The sequence below is a fragment of the Marinomonas phaeophyticola genome, from assembly GCF_026966905.1.
GTDB lineage: Bacteria > Pseudomonadota > Gammaproteobacteria > Pseudomonadales > Marinomonadaceae > Marinomonas > Marinomonas phaeophyticola.
On the sequence record NZ_JAPUBN010000013.1, the window covers coordinates 286,545 to 309,309 of the forward strand.

Consider the following 22,765-nt stretch of genomic DNA (forward strand, 5'->3'; position numbering starts at 1 on the left):
TTTCCGGCATTATGGTAGGTAAAAAACGACATATTGATTGTTTTTTCTTTTTCCCCCTCACTTACTGTTTAGCTTTTATGACTCTAGGATTGAATAAATAAGAATAATTTTGTTTCACTTTATTTATGGGTCACCGACATCATTCATTTGTGTTTTGACCATTTCCAATACTTCTTTATATCGACGATCAAATTTACGAGAGAGAACAATTGAAGAGGTTGAGCGTTGAACGCCAGGGATGTCTCCTATGGCATCAAGTAGCTCATCAAGTTCCTCTAGAGTTGGTTGTTCAACGCTGAGGAAATAATCAAAGTTACCATTGATCGCCAAACAAACCTTAACGGCAGGAAAGCTGTTCAACCTAGCAACAACTTGCTTTCCTCGTTTTTGTTCAACGGCCAACATGACCATGGCTTGCACATTTCCCTCAGTTGGGTTTTTACTTAAAACCGCTGAATAACCTGTAATAACCCCTGTCTGTTCTAATCGATGAATGCGTTCATGAACCGTGGAGCGAGCGACGCCTAATTTTTTGGCGAGATTGCTCGTTGAGTCCCGAGCGTTAACCTGCAGTAAAGCAACTAGCTTGCGATCTAATTCATTTTTAAACCACTTTGACATTTTTATATCCTCAGAATGACGAATAACATACAAAATCCGGCATTTTGCCTACTTATATTCGACTGTATTGAATAGGAAACTGAAATAAGAGCAATCAACAACTATGCCAACTTTAGATCAGAGGTGGAAGATGGGTCTAGCCTCGGGAGGGCTAGGTTCTTTTTTAAAATCATCTTTTTTGTTTTTGAAGTCAACTATGATTATGAGAGGAATGTAATGTCAGAACAACAAAAGAAAATTACTGCGGCAGATTCATTGGTTATGATGTTAGATAAAATGGGGGTAAAACACATCTTTGGTGTTTGCGGAGACACCAGTTTACCTTTTTATGACAGCTTAACTAAAATTGACCATGGTATGACTCATATTTTAACCCGCGATGAACGCTGCGCGGCTTATATGGCGGATGTGTATGCTAGATTAACAAATCGTGTTGGCGTCGTGGAAGGTCCAAGTGGGGCTGGTGCAACCTACATGGTGCCAGGTATTGCTGAAGCGAATGGCACGACGATCCCTGTTTTGGCGATTACCTCCGATATTCCTGTCGCTGGTCGAGATAGGTTTGTGTTAACGGAATGTGATCAAGAAGCCTTATTTAAAACCTTTACTAAATACACTCGAGTGGCCGAAATCCCTGAAGCGGTACCAACGGCGGTACGTGCCGCCTTCAATGCGATGACATCCGGTACGCCGGGGGCGGCTCACATCGGTTTACCTTATGATGTATTAAAAGGGGAGCTTGATGCCGATGAAGTGTGGGGAGACCCTTCTTTTGGTGTATTCCCTTGTCGTCGTACTTTACCATCAAATGAAGATCTTGCCGCAGCCATCGATCTGCTTCTAAACGCTGAGAAAATTGCACTAGTCTGTGGAGGTGGTGTTTTACATTCCGGTGCAGTGGATGAACTTATTGCATTTTCTGAACTCCTTGGCGCTCCAGTAGGAACCACTATTTCAGCAAAAGGTACCATTACAGAAACACATCCATTGGCGATGGGGACTATTGGTACGAATGGTTCTACTGCAGGAGCACGTGATGTATTACGTGAGGCGGATACACTGGTATATATTGGCTGTCGAGTGGGCTCCGTTACCAGTGAAAAACGTACAAACCCATATAATGGTGAAAAGAAAATATTACACATAGATATCGATCCAAAATCTATCGGTGCAAACTATTTGACGGATGTGTCTTTAGTCGGAGATGCAAAAGTCATACTTTCTGAATTAGTCGCTTTGCTTGCCAAACAGGAAAGTAAATGTCTTCTGTCAGAATGGGGATTAAAAGCGGTAAAAGCGTCTAAAACACAGAAAAAAGAGCGTTTTGATCGCTATTCTCAATCAGATGCTATGCCTATTTACGGTGAGCGATTTGTAACTGAATTGCAAAAATCCTTACCTGATGATGCGATTGTTGTTTCTGACCCTGGTACACCGACGCCTTTCTTATGCGCCTTCTTCGAACCTCAGAAGTCTGGTCGGTCGTTTATTTTCCATCGTTTTCATGGTGGGTTAGGGTTTGCTTTACCTGGTGTCGTGGGCGCACATTTTGCAAATACGGGAAGAAAAGTGGTGGGGGTTATGGGTGATGGTAGTTTTGGTTTCTCCTCTGGAGAGCTGGAAACCATCGTTCGTTATAATCTCCCTGTAACATTGATCGTGCTTAATAATTCAAGCTTCGGATGGATTCGTGCAGGGCAAGATCGTTCTTTTGGTAAACGCTATTTTTCAACACAGTTCTCGACTACTGATCATGCCAAAGTGGCCGCCGCTTATGGATTGAAATCTTGGAGTGTTAAAGATCCTAATGTATTAGCAGAAACATTAGCAGAGGCCTTTGCAACAGAAGGACCCACTTTAGTTGATGTGTATACTCGACCATTAGAAGAGAGTGAAGTGCCAGTGACGGCTTTTCTTGGATAGCGTTAAAATACTGTTTGAATAAAAGGCGGCTTCGGTCGTCTTTTTTATGTGCTCATCATGGTGGAATGTGACTCACATTGCATATTGTTTCAATTAAGCTCGTTAGATTTCTATATGAAGGCGGCGATTTAAATGAAGGATTAACTTTCCATTGAGAAAGCAAGCCAAGTCTTAACTGTTGTGAGTCAAGGTAATTCAATAAAGTGGGGATTTATATAAGAGGTGTGTATTTTTTAAGATATGGTACACCCGAGAGGATTCGAACCTCCGGCCTCACCCTCCGGAGGGGTGCGCTCTATCCAGCTGAGCTACGGATGCATTACGGTTGATCTTTTGAAATACATTGTTTCTATTAATTACTAACGAAACCAGTATCGCTTATGTTTGAACAATCATAAGAATGCGCGAAGTATACAGAAGACTGACACGTCTCTCAATATATTGTATGAACTAATGAAGAATAAGACGGCTTAGTGAGGTTGTTTACACTAATGTATTTATATGTATTTTTTGAGTGGAGTTTTTTCGTGAAAACTGGTTGTTTTTAATATTTTGAACGATACTTAATAATCAGGATGGAAATAGGTTAACTGTGTTGGAATATCTCGTTGGTTCACTTTATGTGGCGGTGGTTTATGTTATGGAGTAAACAGAAATGCCGAAAATAATATTTACAATACCTCTCTTCATCGCCGTTTTAGGAGAGGTCTTTGTTGCGTCTCTAATACTTTTTTTTGATTATCCAATCGATAATCTCGTTATCTATCTTGGTTTTTTTATTGTTTGTCTAGCAATGATTAGCTTTGTTGGTCTACGCCTATTGTATCGTCACATGAAAGACGTTCATGTAAAAGATTGCCAAATGTTAGAATTACAAAATTCATTATTAGTTGAACAAATTGCGCTTTTAAATCACTTATGTGCCAAGAAAACGCGATTTTTAGCAAAAATGAGTCAAGATTTAATGGTGCCTCTTTCGGCTGTAAACAGCTTCATGCAGTTACTTGAAGTGACGGAACTAAGTAAAGCGCAACTTAGATACGCAAAGGATGCAAAGTTTTCTTTAAGAGTGATAAAACAAACATTAGATGATGTCGTTGACATTACGGATATTGAGCAAGAAACCTTATTACTCACCAATCAAGATTTCTTTCTGCAGGACGCTATTAAGGAAGTGGGAATGAAGTGTACCTTGTCGAGTCATGAGATTAACAGTGAGATCTATTATGATTTGAGCTCTAATGTTCCTCTGTATGTAAAAGGAGATGTAGAAAGGTTTAAGCAGATTCTTTTTAATTTAATGGAAAATGCGATCAAATTTACTGAAAAAGGCGCGATAGTAGTGCGCTTTAGAGCCATCAGCCTAGATCAACACTTTGTAAATCTAGAGGTCTCTGTCAAAGACACGGGATGCGGGATGGAAAAACAGAAATTAAAAGAAGTTCAAGCACTTTTTTCTCCTTATGAAAACTCTCTATCTTCTCTCTATTCAGGATCCGGTCTTGGCTTAACAATCGTTAGTCAGCTGGTTCAAAGTATGAAAGGAAAAATTAGTGTACAAAGCCAAATAGATAAAGGAAGTGAATTTACATTTGATGTTGTGTTTGAAACGGCATCGATACAAGAGTCGCTGGTCGATAAAATGGAAAAATCCTCGGCTTTCTCTATTCTTTTGGTGGATGATAATCCAACCTCGTTAAGTATACTGGGGGGATACATCGAAGAGTTTGGCTGGCATTACGAATATACGAGCAGCCCGTTAAAGGCACTTGCCTTATTATCGAGTATAGACGAAAACAAACAATTTGATTTAGCGATAATCGATTGGAGTATGCCGGAAATGAACGGTAGAGAGTTAGCCGAGGAAATTAGAAGACAAGCATTCTCTAAAAAAATGCCTCTCGTGATGATGATAACGGCTTATTCTAAATCCATGCTATCCAATCTATATGGAAACGATACGTCTTTGTTAAATGGTTTTTTAATGAAACCTATTACACCCCATGAATTGTACGATTCGGTCAAAGACACATTGTCTCTCACAAAAAAACCGACGGAAGACTCATTCAATGGTGAATTGCCTAGGTTTAATAAGCGTATTTTATTAGTCGATGATAACCCTACCCATCAGACCATTGCCAAAGGCTTGCTTGAAAGTCTAGGTTGTCAGGTTATTGTCGCTCATGGGGGGAAAGATGCATTAACGGTCTTAGAGGAGAACTTGTTTAACTTTGATTTGGTGTTTATGGATATTCAAATGCCGGATTTAGATGGGTTAGATACAACAATTGAAATTAGAAGGCAGAAAAAATTCGAGACTTTGCCGATAGTGGCTTTAACGGCTAGGACATTAACAGTGGATATCGATAAATGTTTAACTGTGGGTATGGATAGCTACATTGCAAAACCATATGATGTAAGCGATTTGATTAGAGCTCTAGATACCTTCACGACGAATAGCCCAAAAACGGAATTGAATATAATATCTCCTATAGTCCCTAAAAGAGTCGATTTTATTGATAAAGAAACACTCAAGTTGTGCCAGCACTATAATATAGCATGGGAAGAGGTGATGGCTCGTTTCAATCAAAATAAAGATATTTATAAACGGTCTTTAGAGTCATTTATGAATGATATAAAAATTTGCCATGCAGAATTAATCGGGGACTCAGAGGAAACCAACGTTGAGAAATTAAAACCTATGATGCATATGCTTCAAGGCTCCTCGGCCTCATTAGGATTTAATGATTTAGCTGAATGCGCAAAATCTATAGATACATTGCTATTAAAAGATAAACTCAAAGGGCTTGATCGTCATTTAACTATGCTAATGAAGCATATTTCTGAAGCTGAATACGTTATCCCTAAATTAATTCATTTATTAGAAGAAAAAGTAGCTCCATTGGCAACAGTAAATTCTTTTGAAAACCCTAGTATAGGTTTGTATAACTCATTGAAATTATTACTGAAAGAGGTTTCTTCAAATAATATGCAGTCAATTGATACGTTTCAGAACATGATGAGTGAACTAAGTGTATTTTACCCTACCGAGACAAAGTCTCTAGATGAAGCCTTAAATAAATTAAGGTTTAAAGATGTGCAGGTCATTATAAATACCTTGTTAGAGGAAAATGAATGCCTTTAAAGTCATGGTTACGCAGTAAAGAGATAGACTTATCTCATGCGAAAATCTTAGTTGTTGATGACCAACCAGTTAATATTCAAGCTATTTATTCTTCATTAAATGGAAGTTATGTCGTATTAGCCGCCACGTCTGGTGAAGAAGCTTTAGATTTGGTTGTAAAAGAAAATCCAGATCTAATTCTGATGGATGTTGTGATGCCGGGTTTATCTGGCCTAGATACTTGCAGAACATTAAAGTTGCAGGAAGAGACTTCGGAGATTCCTGTAATATTTATTACGGGTAGTGATAGTCCTGAAGAAGAAAATGACTGTTGGGACAGTGGCGGAATCGATTTTATTAGTAAGCCGGTTAATCCAATGACTCTTCGAAATCGAGTAAAGTCTCATTTGATGCTCAAATACCAAAAAGATATGTTATTAAAAATGGTATATGTGGACGGGCTAACAGGTGTATTTAATCGACGTTATCTTGATGAACATTTGATTAAGCATATTCATTTGGCTAAGCGCACACAACGAGATACAAGTGTTCTATTGATTGATATTGATTTCTTTAAACAATTTAATGATCGCTATGGTCATGTGGAAGGCGATGCGATTTTAAAGAAAGTAGCCGCTACGATTCAAAATGAAGGACTAAAACGAATGTCCGATTTTATCGTTCGTTATGGCGGCGAAGAGTTTGTGGTTATTTTGCCTGAAACGGATCTCGCTGGAGCAGAGCAGGTCGCAGAAAGAATACGTCAAGAAGTTCAACTCTTGAGCATAGAGCATTTGGATTCAAATTTTAATGTGTTAACGATTAGCATTGGTGTCACTGGGTGCTTATCGCAAGATATGGATTCAAGAGCGGTTGTGGATGCTGCAGATAAAAAATTGTATCAAGCGAAAATATCCGGTAGAAATCGAGTATGTGCCTAGAACACATCATTATCTGTCTATACTAAATTGAGTGGATACCTATAAATCATTTCAGATAATTTGAATAATGTTTATAGGTACCTACATGTATTTTTAAGGTGTTCAACTATTCCTAGTTAAGTTCTCACTTATGTTTTGTTTTACTAATACGTTATCTTCAATCCGTATTCCCCCAAATGGTATTAGTGTTTTGATGAGTGCCATATCGCAACCGTGCTGAGGCAAGCTTTGTTGCATTTTTTCTAGAAGCATAGGAATAAAATATAATCCCGGTTCAATCGTAATGACCATATTTTCTTCTAGTTTTCTTGTTAATCGTAAGAAAGGGGCCGAAGATGGTGGTTTTAGAATATCACCTTCAGGTGTAACTTGATGGCCACCAACGTCATGAACTTGTAGCCCTAAAAGGTGTCCTAAACCATGAGGGAAAAAGGTTTGGGTGATGCCTTTACTTATTTGCTCTTCTGCAGATAACGAGCAAATTTGAGACTCTTGTAATAAATTAGCAATTTCTGTTAAGCAGGTGGCATGCAGCGCTTTATAGTCGGTACCGGCAATGGATTTATTTGCAAGAGACTGTTGAATTTGATCCATTTTGCAAAGTAGCTCATTAAACAGATTATTATCGGTGGTGAAGGTTCGAGTTATATCACTTCCATATCCAGTTACTTTTGCTCCGGCATCAATAAGTAATGTACGAAACTTATCTGGAGATTGTATCTGCTTATGCTCGTAGTGCAATACGGCGGCATTTTGGTTGAGAGCAATAATGCCCGAGTAAGGCTCTTGTGGACTTGTTTGTTGGCTGGTTCGAAGGTAGTCTAAATAAATATCGAGTTCACTTTTACCTTCAAAAAAAGCTTTTTCCGCCGCGTGATGGCCTTTCAACGCTCTAACATTCGCTTGCTTTAATAAATCAACTTCATAGTCTGATTTATAGGCTCTATGATAATCTAGCCAGGCTAAAGTCTTATCATAGCGACCAAACTTATCCGACAACCCTGCTATATCTTGGCCTAACCACATTGTTTTTCCTTTGATGGTATCCGCCCAATTTTCATTGGCTCTGGTTGGCTTAATTGTCCATAAATCAGACCAGCTACCTTCGGGTAAATTTTGTTGAGCGTGCCAAAAATCTTCTTTTAATGGCCAGATTAATGTCGGTTTTGAATGGTTTGAAATAACGATAAAGGTATCGGGTTCAACATCAAATGGTAACCATTGTTGTGCGTACGCATAAGGTTTAAAAGGGTGTGTGTAGTCGTCTTGAAAATAATAACTTTTCGTACCGCTGGCGATGATTATCTGATCAAGTTGAAAACGCTCTAAGGTATCTTGATAGAAAGAGGTTAATGATTTTATGTGAGAAAAATATAAAGAGTCCATTAGCATACCTGTTAAGCGTAAAAGTAAGCAGAACTATAGATAAGTAATGGGTATTGCTCAAGTAGATAATGAAATAGTGAATTCTAAATAAATGAACTCGAAACTGAAAGAGAGGGTTACTTTAAACTGGATACGCAATATTGTCAGCCATTAAGGTGCTGATTTTATCTGCAGGTAAAGGCCGATTAAAATAGTATCCTTGAGCGTATGGACAGCCTAGGGATTTAAGCGTATTTAATTGCTCTTGAGATTCTACACCCTCGGCCACTACAGTCCAATTTAGCCGATTACTTAGATGAATGATGGCTTCAACTATCGCAAAATTATGTTTGTTTGTATTCATATCCATGACAAATGATCGATCAATTTTAATGACATCTGCATTTAACTGGCTAATGTAAGAGAGTGAGCTAAGCCCTGTGCCAAAATCATCAATAGCAATACTGACACCTATTTTTTGTAATTCAATTAAGCTCAATTTCGTAGAAGAAATATTGCTCATCATCGCCGTTTCCGTAAGTTCAATTTCTAATGATGATGAGGAGAGATTGTGTCGTGTTAATATCGTTTGAATGTCTTGGACGAAGTTAATGTCTAGTAAATTATAAGGGGAAATATTGACGGCAATAACCATATCTATGTCTTGAAGCTGCCACTGTTTTGCTTGCATAATCGCTTTTTCAATAACATAGCGAGTAAATTTATGGATATGAACACTTTTTTCAATGAGAGGAATAAAATGGATAGGTGAAATTATCCCTTCAATGGGGTGTTCCCATCTCGCGAGTGCTTCAACGCCAATTATTTTGCCCGTTTGGGTATCTACTTTCGGTTGATAGAGTAGAAAAATTTGTTCTTGTTTTATGGCTTCTGAAATATCACTTCGAAGTTTTGCTTCATAGAGGTAGGTTGCACCCAGAGTCTCATTATAAACATAAGATCCTAAGCGATTAGATTTCGCTTGGTGCATGGCTAGATCCGCATAAGTCATGATCGTGTCTAGGTCAGTTCCATGTTGGAAGAGTAAGGCAATACCAATACTTGGTATCACTTCGATACTAAGGTCATGAATGACTATTCTATTTGTACAAGTATCCAGTATCCTTTCAGCAATTTTTAAGGCGCTGGCCTCGTTTAGCCCTTTGCTCCATATAATAAACTCATCTCCGCTCATTCGGACTAAAATTTCCTTTTTACTCAGGATTGGCTGAATTGTTTGAGCGAATTTTATAAGGACTTTGTCTCCAATCGCATGACCATAAGCATCGTTAACTTCTTTAAAACTGTTCAAATTAAGCTGTAGAATAGCGCCGGATGTTTTGTTGCTATCAATTTTATTTTGACTGATTAACTCTTTAATTTCGGTTCGACACTTAGAAAATAGATGCAGTCTATTGGGTAGCTTCGTTAAAACATCATGAGTGGCAATATGAGCAAGATCGTCATTTTTCTTTTGAACTTTTTTATTTATCCAAGTGGCTAAGAATAATGCGAGCCAAACCGCAATCCAAAAGGTAATGATAGATGTCACAATCAAACGTTTAGTGATGTAGTTGAGAGCTAAGGGGATCGACTGTGCACTCTTAAAAAAGATAATGTCTGCATTGTTTTTGGTTTTTAGTCTTATCCATGCAAACGTTTTATTGTCAATGTTGATAATACCTTGGTTATCTTCATTGACTAACACTGACGTTTTCTCTAATGCTTTGTTTGATGTTTGGGGCGGGAGGTTAGTAAAAGAAAAAGCATCAGGAGAATTGAACAAAAAAAAGCTATAGGTCGCGTTGTTTTCTGACGGATTAGCCGCATAGTTTTTATTCAGAACGGCCTCAATTCTTATTTTTGACTGCTCTATCTCATGAGTATCGAGTACATATTGAAAGTTGGTTGCTTCTGTTGAAATGGCATTAAGCTCTGTAGACGAGCCAATGTCGGAGGCTATTTTATAAACAACAACAATGTATATGATTGATACAACGATAGCGACGCCTACACACACACAAACTAATCGCAATTGAAAGTAAGGGTCTCTATCTAAAGCTGTAGTTGAATTTGAATGCATGAAGCTTCCTTCTTATATGCAAAATACGAAGCGGACAGTGCTTACTCGTCTTTTGCTTTGTAGGTGCTTAGATTTGCCAAGTGGTAAATTGGACACCATGCGGTCAATAAAGAAACAAGGTTCAAAACTGAGAAGATAAAGAGTAACCACCATACTATCGAATCTTCTATATAGTTACTAAAAAAAAGCGTAAAAATAAAAATGCTTACACCAATTACTCCACGAAGAGTACGATCGATAGTACTTAGGTTTCTTGATACCAACATATTTTAGTGGACCTTAATGAATAGAATTAAACTTTACTAATTTAATTATAGTTTACTTTAACTCTATTCATTCAGATTAGTTTGTGACGAAATGTTGTGGCTGAATACGTATCTTTAGGCGCTATTTTCTAGGTGCCTTAATACGTTAGTAAAAACTGGCAAAAGCAACAATAGCAACGCTGGTTAGAATGAAACCACCCCCTATCCATTCCCGAGTACTTATTGTTTCGGAAAAACGGTATTTTGAATAGTATAGGGTCCCAATGACTTCAATTTGCCCAAGCGTTTTAACAAGGGCAGGATTCGCTAATGAGAATGCGGTGAACCAACCAATGGACCCAATGGCACTGAAAAACCCCACTTTATTACTTAATTGAATGTTTTTAGTGAATGGACTAAAAACGCTTTTTTCTAAATAAGACTGAACTGACCACAATAAGAGAGACTGAATGCTTAGAACGAGTATTAACGTTAATGCGGCTCTGGTGGCTAAATTGCCTTCTAATTCGTGACTAGCATAGGTGACTGCAAGTGATGTAATAGCAAAACAAAAACCACTAGATAAACCGAATAATGGACCTGTTTGGAAAAAACTCGAGATCGCGATTTTGGTTTTTACACTTAAAATAATGATGCCTACCACTCCTAAAAAGACGCCAATCCAAGCGATAGTTGATAGTGCAGAAGCAAAGAGCAATAGGCCTAATAATGCCGTCATGATAGCCTCTGTTTTTGCGAATAAGGTTCCACTTGCAAAACTTTCTGTTTTAAATAAATTAAGCATTAAATAGGTTGCCGCTACTTGAGCAATGGCTCCAATAAAAGCCGCTAAGTAAAAATACATGGACGGTGCGGATTGAATTGGCCCTAAAAATAACCAGCAAAAAACGCCATAAATAACAACGAATGGCAGTCCAAAGAGAGAGCGAGCTAGCGTGGCGTGTAAAGTACCAAATTCTTTAGATAGAGAATTTTGATAAGCGGTTCTCATCGATTGGAACCAAGCGGCGATTAAAGTTGAGAAAATCCACATAGGAGAGCCTTTTAATTAGAGTGCTGAGATCGGATAAGGTTTATTATTATGCAAGCATGGTGTCTTACGATTGAAAAGTAAAAGGAATAATAATTATGTTTTGGATTACCATTTGGAATCTGAAATAAATGATAGAGGCTATTTTAGAGTGTTATTTATACAGCTTAATCTTGCGGTGGAGTGATTGATGAAGAACGTGTTGGTTTGGGATTGGCCTATTAGAATGTTGCATTGGCTAATGGTTGTTCTGTTTTCCGCCTTAATAGTGACAGGTAAGTCAGAGGAGGATTATTTAGAACTTCATATAAATCTTGGCTATGCGCTTTCAGGCGTGTTGGTCGCTCGCATTCTTTATGGCTTTTTAGGCTCATACCATGGAAAGTTTTATCATGCGTTTTTCCGTCTAAAAGAGGTTTTTAAATACAGTCACCGTCTTTTAAACAGAACGGCGAATCCAGAGCTCGGCCATAATCCATTAGGATGGTTGATGGTCATTATGATGATTGGGTTACTTACTTTTCAAATTGTAAGTGGTCTATTTTCAACAGATGATATTTTTTGGTATGGCCCATTTTATGATTATGCAACAGATGAGTGGATTTCACTTTTTTCTTATTTTCATCAGATACTACCCAATGCATTAATTGCCTTATCTGTATTGCATATTGGAGCCGTATTGATGCATGAAATTTGTTTTAAAGAAAGGTTGATACGGGCAATGGTTTTTGGAAAAAAGCAAGTGCGAACAGATACACTAGGGCCTGTAATCAGCACGCCAAGATGGGGTATTACCATAAGTTTAATCGTAAGCTTATGTTGGTTAACCTGGTTGTTTACTTTACCAAATTAACCAGCAATACAAGATATTCAAGGGGGAATTGGGCTTATGCCGCTTCATCACTATCGTTTAGTTCAATGATCTCTTCATCGAGATCATTGCTCATGTCGATCATGTCCTCCGTATCAATCATGGCTTCTTCATCTGTTTCGATAACAATGTCTTTTAACGTTTTTACTTCTTCGTATTGATTAGTTTTTTGTTTTATTTCTTCTTTATTACTTTTTTTGGCCGCTGGCTTTCTTTTTGTACCTAGTGCCACTAAAAGGTTATCTTTGTTCTGAGCTAGATGCATGGACAATTTATCTAACAATTCAACGTTATCAATTAATTTACTTTCTTCTAATAGCTGATAGAGTTCGTCAGACATATCGAGCAGTTTGTCATAAGCGTCTGCTTCTGCTTTTGAAGAAAAAGTCATTTTTTCTACCCCATTGCGTTCAACAACATATTTTGTAATGACAGGCATGATTCACCTCCTATAAATTATACTGTACAAATATACAGTTGTTTTTTGATTCTTGTCTAGTTTTTTATAAAACTTTTCTGATTTGAATTGTTGATTCGGTTAATGGTTGCTAAAGTTGCGCCGTTGAAAATAGGAAAATTTAGTATGAGTTTTGATTTTAATCAGATCGATTTCACTTTTTTAAAAGAGCATTCACAAGTTGTCTTAACCATTATTTGGATTCTTGTTTCATTGGTTATTCGTTCATCTGTTAAGAGGGCGATACGAGACACAAAAAAACTTGAGCATGATTCTAAACGCCAAAAAATAAACACAATAGATAATATTTTTAACATGGTGTTATTTGTTGGTGTGGTATTTATTTGGCTCTCAGAATTACAAAATTTAGCCCTTTCTATTGCGGCTTTTATGGTTGCGCTTGTTATTGCAACAAAAGAGTTTATTCAATGTATTGTGGGGGCTTTTTACAAGGCAAGTACTCGCCCGTTTCGAGTAGGAGATTGGGTGAAAATAGGTCATTTCGAAGGAGAAGTGACAGACAGTGATTGGTTAACAACCACCTTGTTTGAAGTGGATATGTCTGGCGGAAGTTATCAATATACCGGCCGTACCTCGGTTATACCGAATGGTTTGTTAATGACTCACACTGTACAAAATTTAAATTATACACGACGCTATGTTACTCATGTTTTTTCAATTACTCGTCAAACCGATGAGGTCAACTTGTTTAAAGCAAAAGATCAAATATTGAAACGTATCAAGGAGTACAGTGAACACTTCAAAGAGGTGGCTATTCGTTATAACAGTTTAATTGAAAAACGGTTGGATATTAAAATTTCTGGACCGGAGCCAAGTGTGCGTATTACGACGACACCAGAAGGGTATAATGTGTTTACTGTCTCGTTATTTTGCCCTACTGAAGAAGCATTGGAAATAGAGCAAAAAGTAACAGAAGACTTTATGGGGTTTTGGTTTGAAGAAGCGCGTAAACAGCGTTTAATAACTGTTCAGTAGTATTGAATGGTTCATTTGAGAGATGTATATGAAAAAAATCTACTGTTCATTAATGATAATATTAAGTGTTCTTTTAAGTGGTTGTAACAGTTATAGACTCAGTGAAGCTAAGCTGAACGAAGAAATTGTTCAACGTATTAAAGACGAGCCAAAACAAAGTATTATTGTATCGATGGGAGAACAAACAGTTACTCTGGATATGGTTGTTATTGGTGCTGTTGTGGACTTAATGGCAAAAGAAGGCGGCGTTGCGCAGATTAGACTGTCTACAGATATGACAGGGACTTTGAATATGTTCGGTAAAGACATTTCTGTACAAACAGATCTTATGCCTTATATTCAAGCGGGAGTTCGAATTGAAGAGGGGAAGATTTATCTGGTTAATCCTAAGGTTTTGGAAATTACCGTGAATGGCTCAAGCTTTAACGATCAATTATTAAGGTCCGCTTTAGGTCCATTACATGATGATTTCGAAGTGGCTCTGTCTGGTTACTTTTCTGAAAACCCTGTTTATATTATGAATCATTCCGCACTGGAAGAGTCTGCGGCTTTAGTGGTTAAGAAAATTACCATTAATGAAGATGAAATTGTGATGTCTATGTTCTGATGTTGTGTCTGTAATACGATAATTTGATTTATAAAAATGCAGAAACTTGAGCTCAGGTTTCTGCATTTTTCGTTATCAAGCCTATTACCTAGTGTGAATCGATTTGAATTGATCAATAAGAGTAACAGGTTGTTTTAATATAAGGGATCATTTTATCGTGACATGGTTCACTAAAAGGTCGCCGATAATAAAATGTGAATGTATTAAAGTAGGTTTGCTACAGATTTAGACACATCTTCAGCGCCTTTTCGAATTTCGTCAATGATTCCATAAGCTTCATTGACGAGCTCCGTACTCTGATCAGATTGATACTTTACCTGCACCATGCTTTCTTTTGCTTCTCTGGTTAGAGCACTGTTTTGTTTAACCATATTTTCAATCTCAACAGTTGAAGAGCTGGTTCTAGCTGCTAAAGACCTTACTTCATCGGCCACTACCGCAAAGCCTCGACCTTGCTCTCCTGCACGAGCAGCCTCGATTGCGGCATTTAATGCGAGTAAATTTGTTTGATCTGCAATGCTGCTTATGGTGGTGACGATTTTAGAAATCTCATCAGATTGTTCATTAAGTCTATCAATTAATACTGACGCATTTTCTATGTCTGTAGAGATCTTTTCAGAAATGGCGACTGTTTTCTGTAATACATCCGAGCCTTTTTCTGAAACCTGTGCGGTTTCAACAGAGGTTGAATGTGCCACTTCGGTAACACGTTGAGATGCTAGCTGCTTTTCTACTCGTTCTGTTACATCACTGGCAAACTTTATGATTTTAATAACTTCGTTTTTGTTATTAAAAATAGGGTTGTAAGTGGCTTCTAGCCAGAGTGTTTGTCCATTTTTGTTTTTTCGCTTAAATTGCCCCGCCCTAAAGGCTCCTGCTTCTAGGTCCTTCCAAAAGTCAGGATTTTCATCATAAAAATCTTGATCACAGAATAATTTGTGATGCTTGCCAACTATTTCATGCAAAGAGTAGCCAACAGTCGAAGTGAAGTTTTGGTTTGCGTGGATAATGTTACCTTTTGGGGTAAACTCGATCACAGCTAACGATCGATCAAGGGCTTCAAAAATGTACTCTTGGTTGTCAAGTTCCATTTTTGACTTTGTTACATCGCTGGCTATTTTGAAGATTCGAGTGATTTTTCCTGATTCTTTAATCGGAAAATAAGTCGCTTCAAGCCATAAAACGTCTCCTGCTTTATTATATCTTTTAAAGGTACCACTGATTTTTTTACCTTGATTTAAATCATCCCAAAATGTTTGGTACTCTTTTGTTTGTGTGTAATTACCACTGCAAAACATTTTATGATGTTGGCCTGTCACTTCTGCATGCGTATAGCCTGTTGTAGCTAAAAAAGAGGGGCTAGCTTCAATAATGGTGCCGTCAGGTAAGAAGGATATGGTTGGCATATTGGCTTGTAATGCTTCAATGAATGCTTCGTTTTCTGTCGCTATATTTGAAGTATTAATGACGTGTTCTTTCGTTATTTTTTGTTTAGTGAAAAACATAGCGCTCTCCATTGATTTTAATAAATAAGGTGTTTTCAAATTCATTTTCGTAAAAAAAGAGAGGGTTGCATAAGTTTTTTATGTGTTTTTATGTAGTCTATGTCTTACAAAATATGCGTGGATTTGGGGAAAAATACTTAAAACAATGTATTATTAGCAAAAATGACAGGACATTTTGTGACAAAAAAATCATAATACTTAAACAAAACATCCAGAATAAATAAGGTATTAAATGTCTATTACTAAAAATAAAGTGGTTCAATTTCATTATACGCTACGTAGCGGCGACGAATTAATTGAAACATCTGCTGGCAAAGATCCTGCCGCCTTTTTATGCGGCCATGGAAGTGTGATTCCAGGTCTTGAAAAAGCGATGGAAGGGAAAGACGCTGGTGATGAGTTTGATGTTGATGTCAAAGCGGCCGATGCTTACGGTGAGCGCTTTGATGACCGTCAACAACAAGTGCCGATAAAACATCTTCAAGGTGCTAAACGCTGGAAAGCAGGTATGGTCGCTGTAGTACAAACAGAAAAAGGACCACGTCAAGTAACGGTTGTTAAAGCTGGTTTAAAACACGCTACGGTTGATCTAAATCATCCGCTTTCTGGTAAAGATTTGAGCTTCTCTATTCAAATTGTTGATGTTCGTGATGCTACTGAAGAAGAGTTATCCCATGGGCACGCTCATGGTGTTGGTGGACATCATCATTAATTACTAGATGACATTAAATGAAAGGCTTTGTTTATTCGACAGAGTCTTTTGCTTATTTTTAGTGTGCAGATGGGGTGGATATTGATTAAATTTTCATATTAGAGGTATGTAGTATGGTAGAGCATGACTTTAAAAAACAGCGGTTTCAATACGAGCAGAACGAGGCTCCGGCTGTTCTGAAATATAAGATTTTGATTGATCCAAAGAGTGGTCAACACACAGTCGATTTTTATAGCACGTTTGTACCAGAGTCTCTTCGTGGCAAAGGTATCGCCGAAAAACTGGTTAGAACTGGCTTAAAATGGGCAAATGAGCAAAATCACGAGATAACGGCAAGTTGCTGGTACGTAGAAAAATTTCTTAGAAAAAAGAAATAATCCTATTATTCAAAGGTAATTCTTTTTTTGACCTTGTTGCTAGGGTTAGATACTGGCTCTTTTAAGGGTTCAACTAGGCTTTCTAAACCGTTTACTTTAATCTCTAAAACAAGTTGCAGCCAATTCCCTAATCGGCCTTCTGGCCAACCCTTATGTTGAAACCAAATTAAATAAGGCTCAGGTAAGTCTATCAATAAAGTGCCTTGGTATTTACCAAATGGCATCGGTTGACGGGCAATCTGAATAAGGTCTTCTTGTTGAAACATCGTCTACTCTTTTCAATACTTTAATGAAACATGGGTATTTAACCATAATTTAAGTAAATTCCCTATGCGCTCTTTTTCAGATGGGGGTGTGTTCTATATATTTTTTATTGATGGCAAGTAACATTTTTGAAAACACCGAATTAAAAAATCACATATTGCATTGAGCTTCGGGGATGAATGGCGAACCTTCGGGTAGACTAGCCACACTCCACTGTAAGGGTATTGGTATTGTGGTAATAGTTCGATCAGCTGACCATTTGCTAACCCTTCTTCGACATAATAATCTGGGAGTTGAGCGATTCCCATACCCTTAAGAGTCGCATCAAGCAGAGCAGGGCCTGAATTACTACGCCAACGGCTGTTAATTTTAATTTCTTTCCTTTGTCCGTCTTGCTGAAATAACCAATGGTTTTTAGAACCAATTAAGCAATGGTGCTTGTTTAATTCAGATAACGTATGGGGCATGCCATATTGATCGATATAACGGCGAGAAGCACATAAGTATTCTTGTCTATCACATAAACGACGAGATAAATGGCTGGAATCTTTTAGTGACCCCATTCTGATGGCAAGGTCATATCCTTCTTCAATTAAATCCACTTCTCGATTGGTTAGATGAAAGTCGAGTTCTATTTTTGGGTTCTCAAGAAGGAAATCGTTCATTAATGGAGAAATAAAACGTTCTCCAAAGGTAGTGGCACAGGTCATTTTAAAAGAACCAATAGGGGCTTTATTAAGACTAGAGACAATTTCTTCAGCATTGTTTAGAGCCTCAGGGAGGCTTCGGCAATGCTGGTAGTACACTTCTCCTGCTTCACTTAAGCGAATTCGTCTGGTGGTTCTAAATAAGAGAGTCGTACCGAAACTGGCTTCCAGTTGGGTAATTAAGCGACTTATATGGGATGGGGATACATTGAGTTGAACTGCAGCGGCAGAAAAACTGCCTTGACGCACGACTTCGATAAAGGCTTCCATCGCTTCCCAATTTTTCATAATAAGATGTCTCAGTTAGAGTGAAAAAGCATAAGATTGGTTTTAATGAAAAGATAATAAAAAAGATTGTTGCTGTATGGCAATAATAATTTTCCAAAAAAGCCATTATCGTTGCCATCATTAGAAGATAAACTGATGACACAGATTTAGTTTTAGTACTCATTAACATTTAATCGTAAACACGTTGGAGAACACAATGAAATGTAAAGCTGCTGTTGCTTGGGGCCCAGGTCAACCACTTAAGATCGAAGAGATTGATGTTCAAGATCCACAGGCGGGTGAAGTTTTAGTCCGTATGGTTGCAACGGGTGTTTGCCACACAGATGCGTTTACCTTGTCTGGTGAAGATCCAGAAGGTATTTTCCCTGCTATTTTAGGACATGAAGGCGCAGGTGTTGTTGAAGCCGTAGGCGAAGGTGTTACCACGCTGAAGCCGGGTGATCACGTTATTCCTCTTTATACCGCCGAGTGTGGCGAATGCAAATTCTGTAAATCGGGTAAAACCAATTTATGTCAAGCCGTGCGTGAAACTCAAGGTAAAGGTTTGATGCCTGATGGAACCAGTCGTTTTAGCATTAATGGCGAACCTATTTTCCATTATATGGGAACCTCTACCTTCTCAGAATACAGTGTTGTTCCAGAGATTGCCCTGGCTAAAATTCATGTAGATGCACCACTTGAAAAAGTGTGTTTGCTTGGCTGTGGTATCACTACAGGAATCGGTGCTGTATTAAATACCGCGAAGGTAGAGAAAGGCGATACGGTTGCGGTATTTGGTTTAGGTGGTATTGGTTTGTCGGTTATTCAAGGCGCACGTATGGCCGGTGCTGGTCGTATTATTGCGATCGATATCAATGAATCTAAATTTGAAATGGCGAAACAGTTTGGTGCGACAGACTGTGTAAACCCTAAAGAATTTGATGCGCCTATTCAGCAAGTAATCGTAGACATGACGGATGGCGGCGTAGACTACTCTTTTGAATGTATTGGTAACGTGCAAATCATGCGTCAGGCACTGGAGTGCTGCCATAAAGGTTGGGGCGAATCCATTATCATAGGTGTCGCAGGTGCTGGCCAAGAAATTTCTACTCGTCCATTCCAGTTAGTGACCGGTCGAGTCTGGAAAGGTTCTGCATTTGGTGGCGTTAAAGGTCGTAGTCAACTTCCAGGTTATGTCGAAGATTACATGAATGGTAAAATCGAAATTGATCCATTCGTGACGCATACAATGGGCTTAGAAGACATTAATAAGGCGTTTGATTTGATGCATGAAGGTAAGAGTATCCGTACTGTTATCTTGTTTGATAAATAACAATACTCGTGTTGAGCCGTCGCCTTTTATGAATTTACCCTCTTTTAGGCGATGGTTTGAGTAGATGCTATTAGAAGGAATTCTGTATGTCTCAACTTGAACTACTTTCCAGTGTTAAAGCTCATGGTGGTTGGATAAAACGTTATCGTCATACCAGCCAATCTGTAAAAGGCGATATGGTTTTTGCTATTTATCTGCCACCGCAAGCGGAAACTCAATCCGTCCCTGTATTGTACTGGCTATCAGGTCTTACCTGTAATGATGAGAACTTCACTCAGAAAGCCGGTGCTCATCGAATGGCGGCTGAGCTGGGGTTAGCCATTGTTTGTCCTGATACAAGCCCAAGAGGCTCAGATTATCCAGGTGAGCATGAAAGTTATGACTTTGGTTCTGCTGCAGGCTTTTATATTAATGCCTGCGTCGAGCCTTATGCACAAACCTATAAAATGTATGATTATGTGGTTTCAGAGTTACCACAATTGATTGAAGCAAACTTTCCTGTAACGGATAAAAAATCCATTTCTGGACATTCTATGGGTGGTCATGGAGCTTTGATTTGTGCGCTTAAGAACCCTGGGCAGTATCAATCTGTTTCGGCTTTCGCTCCTATTGTTAATCCAATTAATTGCCCTTGGGGTGAAAAAGCGTTTACTGGTTATCTAGGAGAAGATAAAGCGACTTGGAAGGAATGGGATGCAACTTCATTGATCGAACATGCAAAAGAGCGTTTGCCCTTATTGATCGACCAAGGTGAAGCCGACGACTTTCTAGTTGAACAGCTCAAACCAGAAGCGTTAGAAGTCGCCTGTGAACAAGCGGGGCACCCATTGACGTTACGTCGCCAACCAGGGTATGACCACAGTTACTTTTTTATCTCCAGCTTTATTGATGATCACTTAGAGCATCATGCTAAGGCGTTGCAATAAATGAGAGTTTTGATGTAGAAAAAGAAGCCTTTTCTTGAACGATAACAAAGAAAAGGCTTCAGAATGTCTATTGGATGTGTTTATTCCTGTGATTTTTCAAGTGTACTTAACCAGTTAAAAATAGAGGTTAAATAATGTTGGCGAGCCTTTATGGGAGATAGATAAAGATCATGGAACCCTTGCGGAATAGTTTCTATTCTTAAATCCGTATAAATAGATTGAGCGGTTATTTTCATGCTTTCCACATCAAGCGCGCCATCTCCTTGAGCCATGTCGTGACTGTTGGTCGCTTTATAAGTACTTTTTTGAGAGCAGCATAATAGGGTTGATAAAGTGATGGCTTGAGTGGTTAACTGCTTTTGATTTTGAATAATTTCATGTAACCATTTAAAGGACAAATAAAAGCCTCCAGAGGGTTTGAAATCTAAACGATATTCCCATTCTCCGCCAAATTTTTTATGCAATGTTTTTGCATACAATTTATCTTCATAAGTTTGTTTTTTATAAAATGGGAACAAGCCTGTCAGGATACGGACAAAAGATGTCATGACTTGCAGTTTTTCTGGAGGGAATGGCAAGCAAATAAAAGGGCTGTTTAAAATGAGCCCAGTGATTTTTAGGGATATCGCTTTGTCTTGGTCATGCCTTTGTCTTTCTTGTAGAAAACGTGACGCGATTAACCCTCCTGTAGAATGAGCTAGAATAACCACTTCTAGAACGCCATCTTGCTGCATGACATCCAGGGCAATGTTGAGGTCATCAAAGTATTGCGCCAGAGAATCACAATCATTCGGTGGACTGTAAGGTCGAATTGAACGGCCGTAACCTTGTAAATCTAAGGCATAAAAGCCATACCCATTATCCGTAATGTCTTTTGATAAACCTGCTTGAAAGAAATAATCTGTGTAACCATGAAGATATAAAATGGCCTTGGAAAGCCTTGGTTTGCTTTGATCGTTTATTAGATGACAAACCACATGGCTTTTTGGACCTGGAAATTGAAATCCTCTAGAGCGAAACGCTCCCCCTAAGAAATCCTTAGTATCAGAAATCTGTTGCCATTGAAAAAGACGTGTTGATTTCATAAAGAATCCTTAGGGAGGAGAGTAGCCTAGTTAAATAGACGGTCGCCTAATTGGTCAATGGTCATTTTAGCTTTATTGATAGTGATAGTAATGCATTCATCTCGACTACCAATTAGATCGGAACGGATAAATTTATGGACTTTTTGATCTTCGCCTTCACCCTTAGTAATAGTGGCGGCAACCCTGTGTTGCCCACCTTCATTAATAGGCGCTGGAATAATGATAAATCCATTATGAACAATGGGGTCTTCTTCTTTGGCTGGAGCGGAAGGAGCGGCGGTAAAGAGAGATTTAAGACCAGATAATAAACTCATGTGTACTTTCCTGTGTTATCAAAACGATTGATAACAGGATACACAGTAATCCCTATTCAAATAAAGGGTCAAAGCAATTCTTTTAAAAAAGTTTTAATCAGTTAGAATAGCCGAGTCAATTTTCAAGTAATGCCCGAAGAATAAAAATTAAAACTGGTACGAATCGTGCTGACATTTACCTATTGTCAGTAGATCCTATAAAAACATAGGTTTTGACACTAAAGCGCTTCCACAAGAGGCATTTATTAATCGCTAAGTTAACCATAAATTGACTTAGAGTATCGGAATAAACTTGACTATGAATATGACACATACCTGGCTTTCTATTCTAGAAGGCTGTTTGTTGGCGGCTCTTGGACTTCATATACTGAATTCAGCTGGTTTTCTTATTAGTGGAACGGCGGGTATCAGTTTTCTTATTTTACAATTTTCCGATTTCACTTTCGGGCAAATTTTCTTCTTATTGAACATTCCTTTTTATGTTTTAGCTTGGCAAACGTTAGGCTGGCGGTTTACCGTTCGTACCTTTTTGAGCGTGAGTTTATTATCGGGCCTTTCAGAGCTGCTCAGGTTATATGTACAGGTAGAAATGAACCCAATTCTTGCCGCGACGTTTGGAGGAATGTTGGTGGGCTTTGGGTTAATTATTCTTTTCAGGCACAACTCATCATTGGGTGGTTTGAATATTTTAGCCGTGTATTTAGAAAGAAAGTTTAATATTCACGCCAGTAAAACCACATTAGTGGCTGATCTTCTTGTGATTGCTTGCGCATTTTCTGTATTAGAAATAGGTAGCTTAGCGTTTTCATTTTTGGCGTTTTTGATATTGAGTTCCATTATAGGCCGTTATCATAAGTCGCCAGCGGCCTCTCAACCCCCGGTGCCTGTATTGCAAGAAAGCTAGTAGGCGACAAAAAATAGAGTGATTTTTTCGGCGATCTAAACGCTTATCGTGATCTATGCATATAAAAAAACCAGCCTGAAAAAGCTG

Annotated in this window: 22 protein-coding genes and 1 tRNA gene; 11 read left to right on the top strand and 12 right to left on the bottom strand. The window is 38.3% G+C overall.

Translation table 11 applies throughout. The features are described from left to right. Nucleotides 1–123: 123 nt before the first annotated feature. Nucleotides 124–621 carry an Lrp/AsnC family transcriptional regulator gene (locus O1D97_RS07450; RefSeq protein WP_269124318.1) on the bottom strand — a complete coding sequence of 166 codons (498 nt, stop codon included), beginning with the start codon at nucleotides 619–621 and terminating at the stop codon, nucleotides 124–126. A 216-nt stretch (nucleotides 622–837) separates the two neighbouring features. Between O1D97_RS07450 and O1D97_RS07455 the strand changes: the two genes are divergently transcribed. Continuing rightward, on the top strand, nucleotides 838–2,544 hold the full coding sequence (locus tag O1D97_RS07455) for a thiamine pyrophosphate-binding protein (RefSeq protein WP_269124320.1): 1,707 nt from the start codon (nucleotides 838–840) through the stop codon (nucleotides 2,542–2,544). Nucleotides 2,545–2,785: 241 nt separating this feature from the next. On the opposite strand, the gene O1D97_RS07460 is transcribed toward O1D97_RS07455, so the two are convergent. After that, a tRNA-Arg gene (locus O1D97_RS07460) sits at nucleotides 2,786–2,862 on the bottom strand. Nucleotides 2,863–3,199: 337 nt separating this feature from the next. Between O1D97_RS07460 and O1D97_RS07465 the strand changes: the two genes are divergently transcribed. Together O1D97_RS07465 and O1D97_RS07470 are read left to right on the top strand one after the other, a co-directional pair. Beyond that, nucleotides 3,200–5,689: a response regulator gene (locus O1D97_RS07465; RefSeq protein ID WP_269124321.1), complete on the top strand. Its 2,490-nt coding sequence runs from the start codon at nucleotides 3,200–3,202 to the stop codon at nucleotides 5,687–5,689. After that, on the top strand, nucleotides 5,680–6,609 hold the full coding sequence (locus O1D97_RS07470) for a diguanylate cyclase (RefSeq protein WP_269124323.1): 930 nt from the start codon (nucleotides 5,680–5,682) through the stop codon (nucleotides 6,607–6,609). The genes O1D97_RS07465 and O1D97_RS07470 overlap by 10 nt, the downstream gene beginning before the upstream one ends. Nucleotides 6,610–6,711: 102 nt before the next feature. Here O1D97_RS07470 and pepQ read toward each other — a convergent pair whose 3' ends face one another. The 4 genes from pepQ to O1D97_RS07485 all read right to left on the bottom strand — a co-directional run bounded on the left by pepQ (nucleotide 6,712) and on the right by O1D97_RS07485 (nucleotide 11,356). After that, entirely contained in the window at nucleotides 6,712–7,995 is a 1,284-nt protein-coding gene (pepQ, locus tag O1D97_RS07475) for a Xaa-Pro dipeptidase (RefSeq protein ID WP_269124325.1), read from the bottom strand. Between the two features lie 121 nt (nucleotides 7,996–8,116). Further along, nucleotides 8,117–10,057 (bottom strand): putative bifunctional diguanylate cyclase/phosphodiesterase, encoded by a 1,941-nt coding sequence (locus O1D97_RS07480; protein ID WP_269124327.1) that lies wholly within the window; start codon nucleotides 10,055–10,057, stop codon nucleotides 8,117–8,119. A gap of 41 nt (nucleotides 10,058–10,098) precedes the next feature. After that, entirely contained in the window at nucleotides 10,099–10,323 is a 225-nt protein-coding gene (locus O1D97_RS19865) for a YgaP family membrane protein (RefSeq protein ID WP_428981106.1), read from the bottom strand. A gap of 145 nt (nucleotides 10,324–10,468) precedes the next feature. After that, complete coding sequence (locus O1D97_RS07485) at nucleotides 10,469–11,356, bottom strand: DMT family transporter (RefSeq protein ID WP_269124329.1); 888 nt, start codon at nucleotides 11,354–11,356, stop codon at nucleotides 10,469–10,471. Nucleotides 11,357–11,543: 187 nt separating this feature from the next. Here O1D97_RS07485 and O1D97_RS07490 point away from each other — a divergent pair, with 187 nt between their 5' ends. Next, a complete protein-coding gene (locus tag O1D97_RS07490) occupies nucleotides 11,544–12,206 on the top strand; it encodes a cytochrome b/b6 domain-containing protein (protein WP_269124331.1) in 663 nt (220 codons plus the stop codon). Nucleotides 12,207–12,240: 34 nt separating this feature from the next. Here the strand turns inward: O1D97_RS07490 and O1D97_RS19725 are convergent, their stop codons facing one another. Continuing rightward, on the bottom strand, nucleotides 12,241–12,663 hold the full coding sequence (locus tag O1D97_RS19725) for a YebG family protein (protein WP_346433183.1): 423 nt from the start codon (nucleotides 12,661–12,663) through the stop codon (nucleotides 12,241–12,243). Nucleotides 12,664–12,807: 144 nt separating this feature from the next. On the opposite strand from O1D97_RS19725, the gene O1D97_RS07500 reads away from it, so the two are divergent. Both O1D97_RS07500 and O1D97_RS07505 read left to right on the top strand, forming a co-directional pair. Continuing rightward, nucleotides 12,808–13,677: a mechanosensitive ion channel family protein gene (locus O1D97_RS07500; RefSeq protein ID WP_269124333.1), complete on the top strand. Its 870-nt coding sequence runs from the start codon at nucleotides 12,808–12,810 to the stop codon at nucleotides 13,675–13,677. 28 nt (nucleotides 13,678–13,705) lie between these two features. Then, nucleotides 13,706–14,284 carry a DUF1439 domain-containing protein gene (locus tag O1D97_RS07505; protein WP_269124334.1) on the top strand — a complete coding sequence of 193 codons (579 nt, stop codon included), beginning with the start codon at nucleotides 13,706–13,708 and terminating at the stop codon, nucleotides 14,282–14,284. A gap of 203 nt (nucleotides 14,285–14,487) precedes the next feature. Here the strand turns inward: O1D97_RS07505 and O1D97_RS19575 are convergent, their stop codons facing one another. After that, complete coding sequence (locus tag O1D97_RS19575) at nucleotides 14,488–15,789, bottom strand: methyl-accepting chemotaxis protein (RefSeq protein WP_330221447.1); 1,302 nt, start codon at nucleotides 15,787–15,789, stop codon at nucleotides 14,488–14,490. A 232-nt stretch (nucleotides 15,790–16,021) separates the two neighbouring features. Here O1D97_RS19575 and O1D97_RS07520 point away from each other — a divergent pair, with 232 nt between their 5' ends. Beyond that, a complete protein-coding gene (locus O1D97_RS07520) occupies nucleotides 16,022–16,501 on the top strand; it encodes an FKBP-type peptidyl-prolyl cis-trans isomerase (protein WP_269124336.1) in 480 nt (159 codons plus the stop codon). Between the two features lie 113 nt (nucleotides 16,502–16,614). Next, nucleotides 16,615–16,878, top strand: a complete 264-nt coding sequence (locus O1D97_RS07525; protein WP_269124338.1) for a GNAT family N-acetyltransferase — start codon at nucleotides 16,615–16,617, stop codon at nucleotides 16,876–16,878. Between the two features lie 5 nt (nucleotides 16,879–16,883). Here the strand turns inward: O1D97_RS07525 and O1D97_RS07530 are convergent, their stop codons facing one another. Continuing rightward, nucleotides 16,884–17,144 (bottom strand): DUF3820 family protein, encoded by a 261-nt coding sequence (locus O1D97_RS07530; protein ID WP_269124339.1) that lies wholly within the window; start codon nucleotides 17,142–17,144, stop codon nucleotides 16,884–16,886. Nucleotides 17,145–17,237: 93 nt separating this feature from the next. Continuing rightward, on the bottom strand, nucleotides 17,238–18,137 hold the full coding sequence (locus O1D97_RS07535) for a LysR family transcriptional regulator (RefSeq protein WP_269124341.1): 900 nt from the start codon (nucleotides 18,135–18,137) through the stop codon (nucleotides 17,238–17,240). 196 nt (nucleotides 18,138–18,333) lie between these two features. On the opposite strand from O1D97_RS07535, the gene O1D97_RS07540 reads away from it, so the two are divergent. Beyond that, entirely contained in the window at nucleotides 18,334–19,449 is a 1,116-nt protein-coding gene (locus O1D97_RS07540; RefSeq protein ID WP_269124343.1) for an S-(hydroxymethyl)glutathione dehydrogenase/class III alcohol dehydrogenase, read from the top strand. Between the two features lie 86 nt (nucleotides 19,450–19,535). Continuing rightward, nucleotides 19,536–20,375, top strand: a complete 840-nt coding sequence (gene fghA, locus O1D97_RS07545) for an S-formylglutathione hydrolase (protein WP_269124344.1) — start codon at nucleotides 19,536–19,538, stop codon at nucleotides 20,373–20,375. Between the two features lie 80 nt (nucleotides 20,376–20,455). On the opposite strand, the gene O1D97_RS07550 is transcribed toward fghA, so the two are convergent. Beyond that, on the bottom strand, nucleotides 20,456–21,460 hold the full coding sequence (locus tag O1D97_RS07550; protein ID WP_269124346.1) for an alpha/beta hydrolase: 1,005 nt from the start codon (nucleotides 21,458–21,460) through the stop codon (nucleotides 20,456–20,458). Nucleotides 21,461–21,486: 26 nt separating this feature from the next. Next, entirely contained in the window at nucleotides 21,487–21,774 is a 288-nt protein-coding gene (locus O1D97_RS07555) for an HlyU family transcriptional regulator (protein WP_269124348.1), read from the bottom strand. A gap of 298 nt (nucleotides 21,775–22,072) precedes the next feature. On the opposite strand from O1D97_RS07555, the gene O1D97_RS07560 reads away from it, so the two are divergent. Next, nucleotides 22,073–22,678: a YitT family protein gene (locus O1D97_RS07560; RefSeq protein WP_269124349.1), complete on the top strand. Its 606-nt coding sequence runs from the start codon at nucleotides 22,073–22,075 to the stop codon at nucleotides 22,676–22,678. Nucleotides 22,679–22,765: the final 87 nt, after the last annotated feature.

Bases quoted from the DNA above. Each gene is read 5' to 3' on its own strand.
- O1D97_RS07450 (WP_269124318.1), bottom strand. From the start codon at position 621: ATGTCAAAGTGGTTTAAAAATGAATTAGATCGCAAGCTAGTTGCTTTA.
- O1D97_RS07455 (WP_269124320.1), top strand. From the start codon at position 838: ATGTCAGAACAACAAAAGAAAATTACTGCGGCAGATTCATTGGTTATG.
- O1D97_RS07465 (WP_269124321.1), top strand. From the start codon at position 3,200: ATGCCGAAAATAATATTTACAATACCTCTCTTCATCGCCGTTTTAGGA.
- O1D97_RS07470 (WP_269124323.1), top strand. From the start codon at position 5,680: ATGCCTTTAAAGTCATGGTTACGCAGTAAAGAGATAGACTTATCTCAT.
- pepQ (WP_269124325.1), bottom strand. From the start codon at position 7,995: ATGGACTCTTTATATTTTTCTCACATAAAATCATTAACCTCTTTCTAT.
- O1D97_RS07480 (WP_269124327.1), bottom strand. From the start codon at position 10,057: ATGCATTCAAATTCAACTACAGCTTTAGATAGAGACCCTTACTTTCAA.
- O1D97_RS19865 (WP_428981106.1), bottom strand. From the start codon at position 10,323: ATGTTGGTATCAAGAAACCTAAGTACTATCGATCGTACTCTTCGTGGA.
- O1D97_RS07485 (WP_269124329.1), bottom strand. From the start codon at position 11,356: ATGTGGATTTTCTCAACTTTAATCGCCGCTTGGTTCCAATCGATGAGA.
- O1D97_RS07490 (WP_269124331.1), top strand. From the start codon at position 11,544: ATGAAGAACGTGTTGGTTTGGGATTGGCCTATTAGAATGTTGCATTGG.
- O1D97_RS19725 (WP_346433183.1), bottom strand. From the start codon at position 12,663: ATGCCTGTCATTACAAAATATGTTGTTGAACGCAATGGGGTAGAAAAA.
- O1D97_RS07500 (WP_269124333.1), top strand. From the start codon at position 12,808: ATGAGTTTTGATTTTAATCAGATCGATTTCACTTTTTTAAAAGAGCAT.
- O1D97_RS07505 (WP_269124334.1), top strand. From the start codon at position 13,706: ATGAAAAAAATCTACTGTTCATTAATGATAATATTAAGTGTTCTTTTA.
- O1D97_RS19575 (WP_330221447.1), bottom strand. From the start codon at position 15,789: ATGTTTTTCACTAAACAAAAAATAACGAAAGAACACGTCATTAATACT.
- O1D97_RS07520 (WP_269124336.1), top strand. From the start codon at position 16,022: ATGTCTATTACTAAAAATAAAGTGGTTCAATTTCATTATACGCTACGT.
- O1D97_RS07525 (WP_269124338.1), top strand. From the start codon at position 16,615: ATGGTAGAGCATGACTTTAAAAAACAGCGGTTTCAATACGAGCAGAAC.
- O1D97_RS07530 (WP_269124339.1), bottom strand. From the start codon at position 17,144: ATGTTTCAACAAGAAGACCTTATTCAGATTGCCCGTCAACCGATGCCA.
- O1D97_RS07535 (WP_269124341.1), bottom strand. From the start codon at position 18,137: ATGAAAAATTGGGAAGCGATGGAAGCCTTTATCGAAGTCGTGCGTCAA.
- O1D97_RS07540 (WP_269124343.1), top strand. From the start codon at position 18,334: ATGAAATGTAAAGCTGCTGTTGCTTGGGGCCCAGGTCAACCACTTAAG.
- fghA (WP_269124344.1), top strand. From the start codon at position 19,536: ATGTCTCAACTTGAACTACTTTCCAGTGTTAAAGCTCATGGTGGTTGG.
- O1D97_RS07550 (WP_269124346.1), bottom strand. From the start codon at position 21,460: ATGAAATCAACACGTCTTTTTCAATGGCAACAGATTTCTGATACTAAG.
- O1D97_RS07555 (WP_269124348.1), bottom strand. From the start codon at position 21,774: ATGAGTTTATTATCTGGTCTTAAATCTCTCTTTACCGCCGCTCCTTCC.
- O1D97_RS07560 (WP_269124349.1), top strand. From the start codon at position 22,073: ATGAATATGACACATACCTGGCTTTCTATTCTAGAAGGCTGTTTGTTG.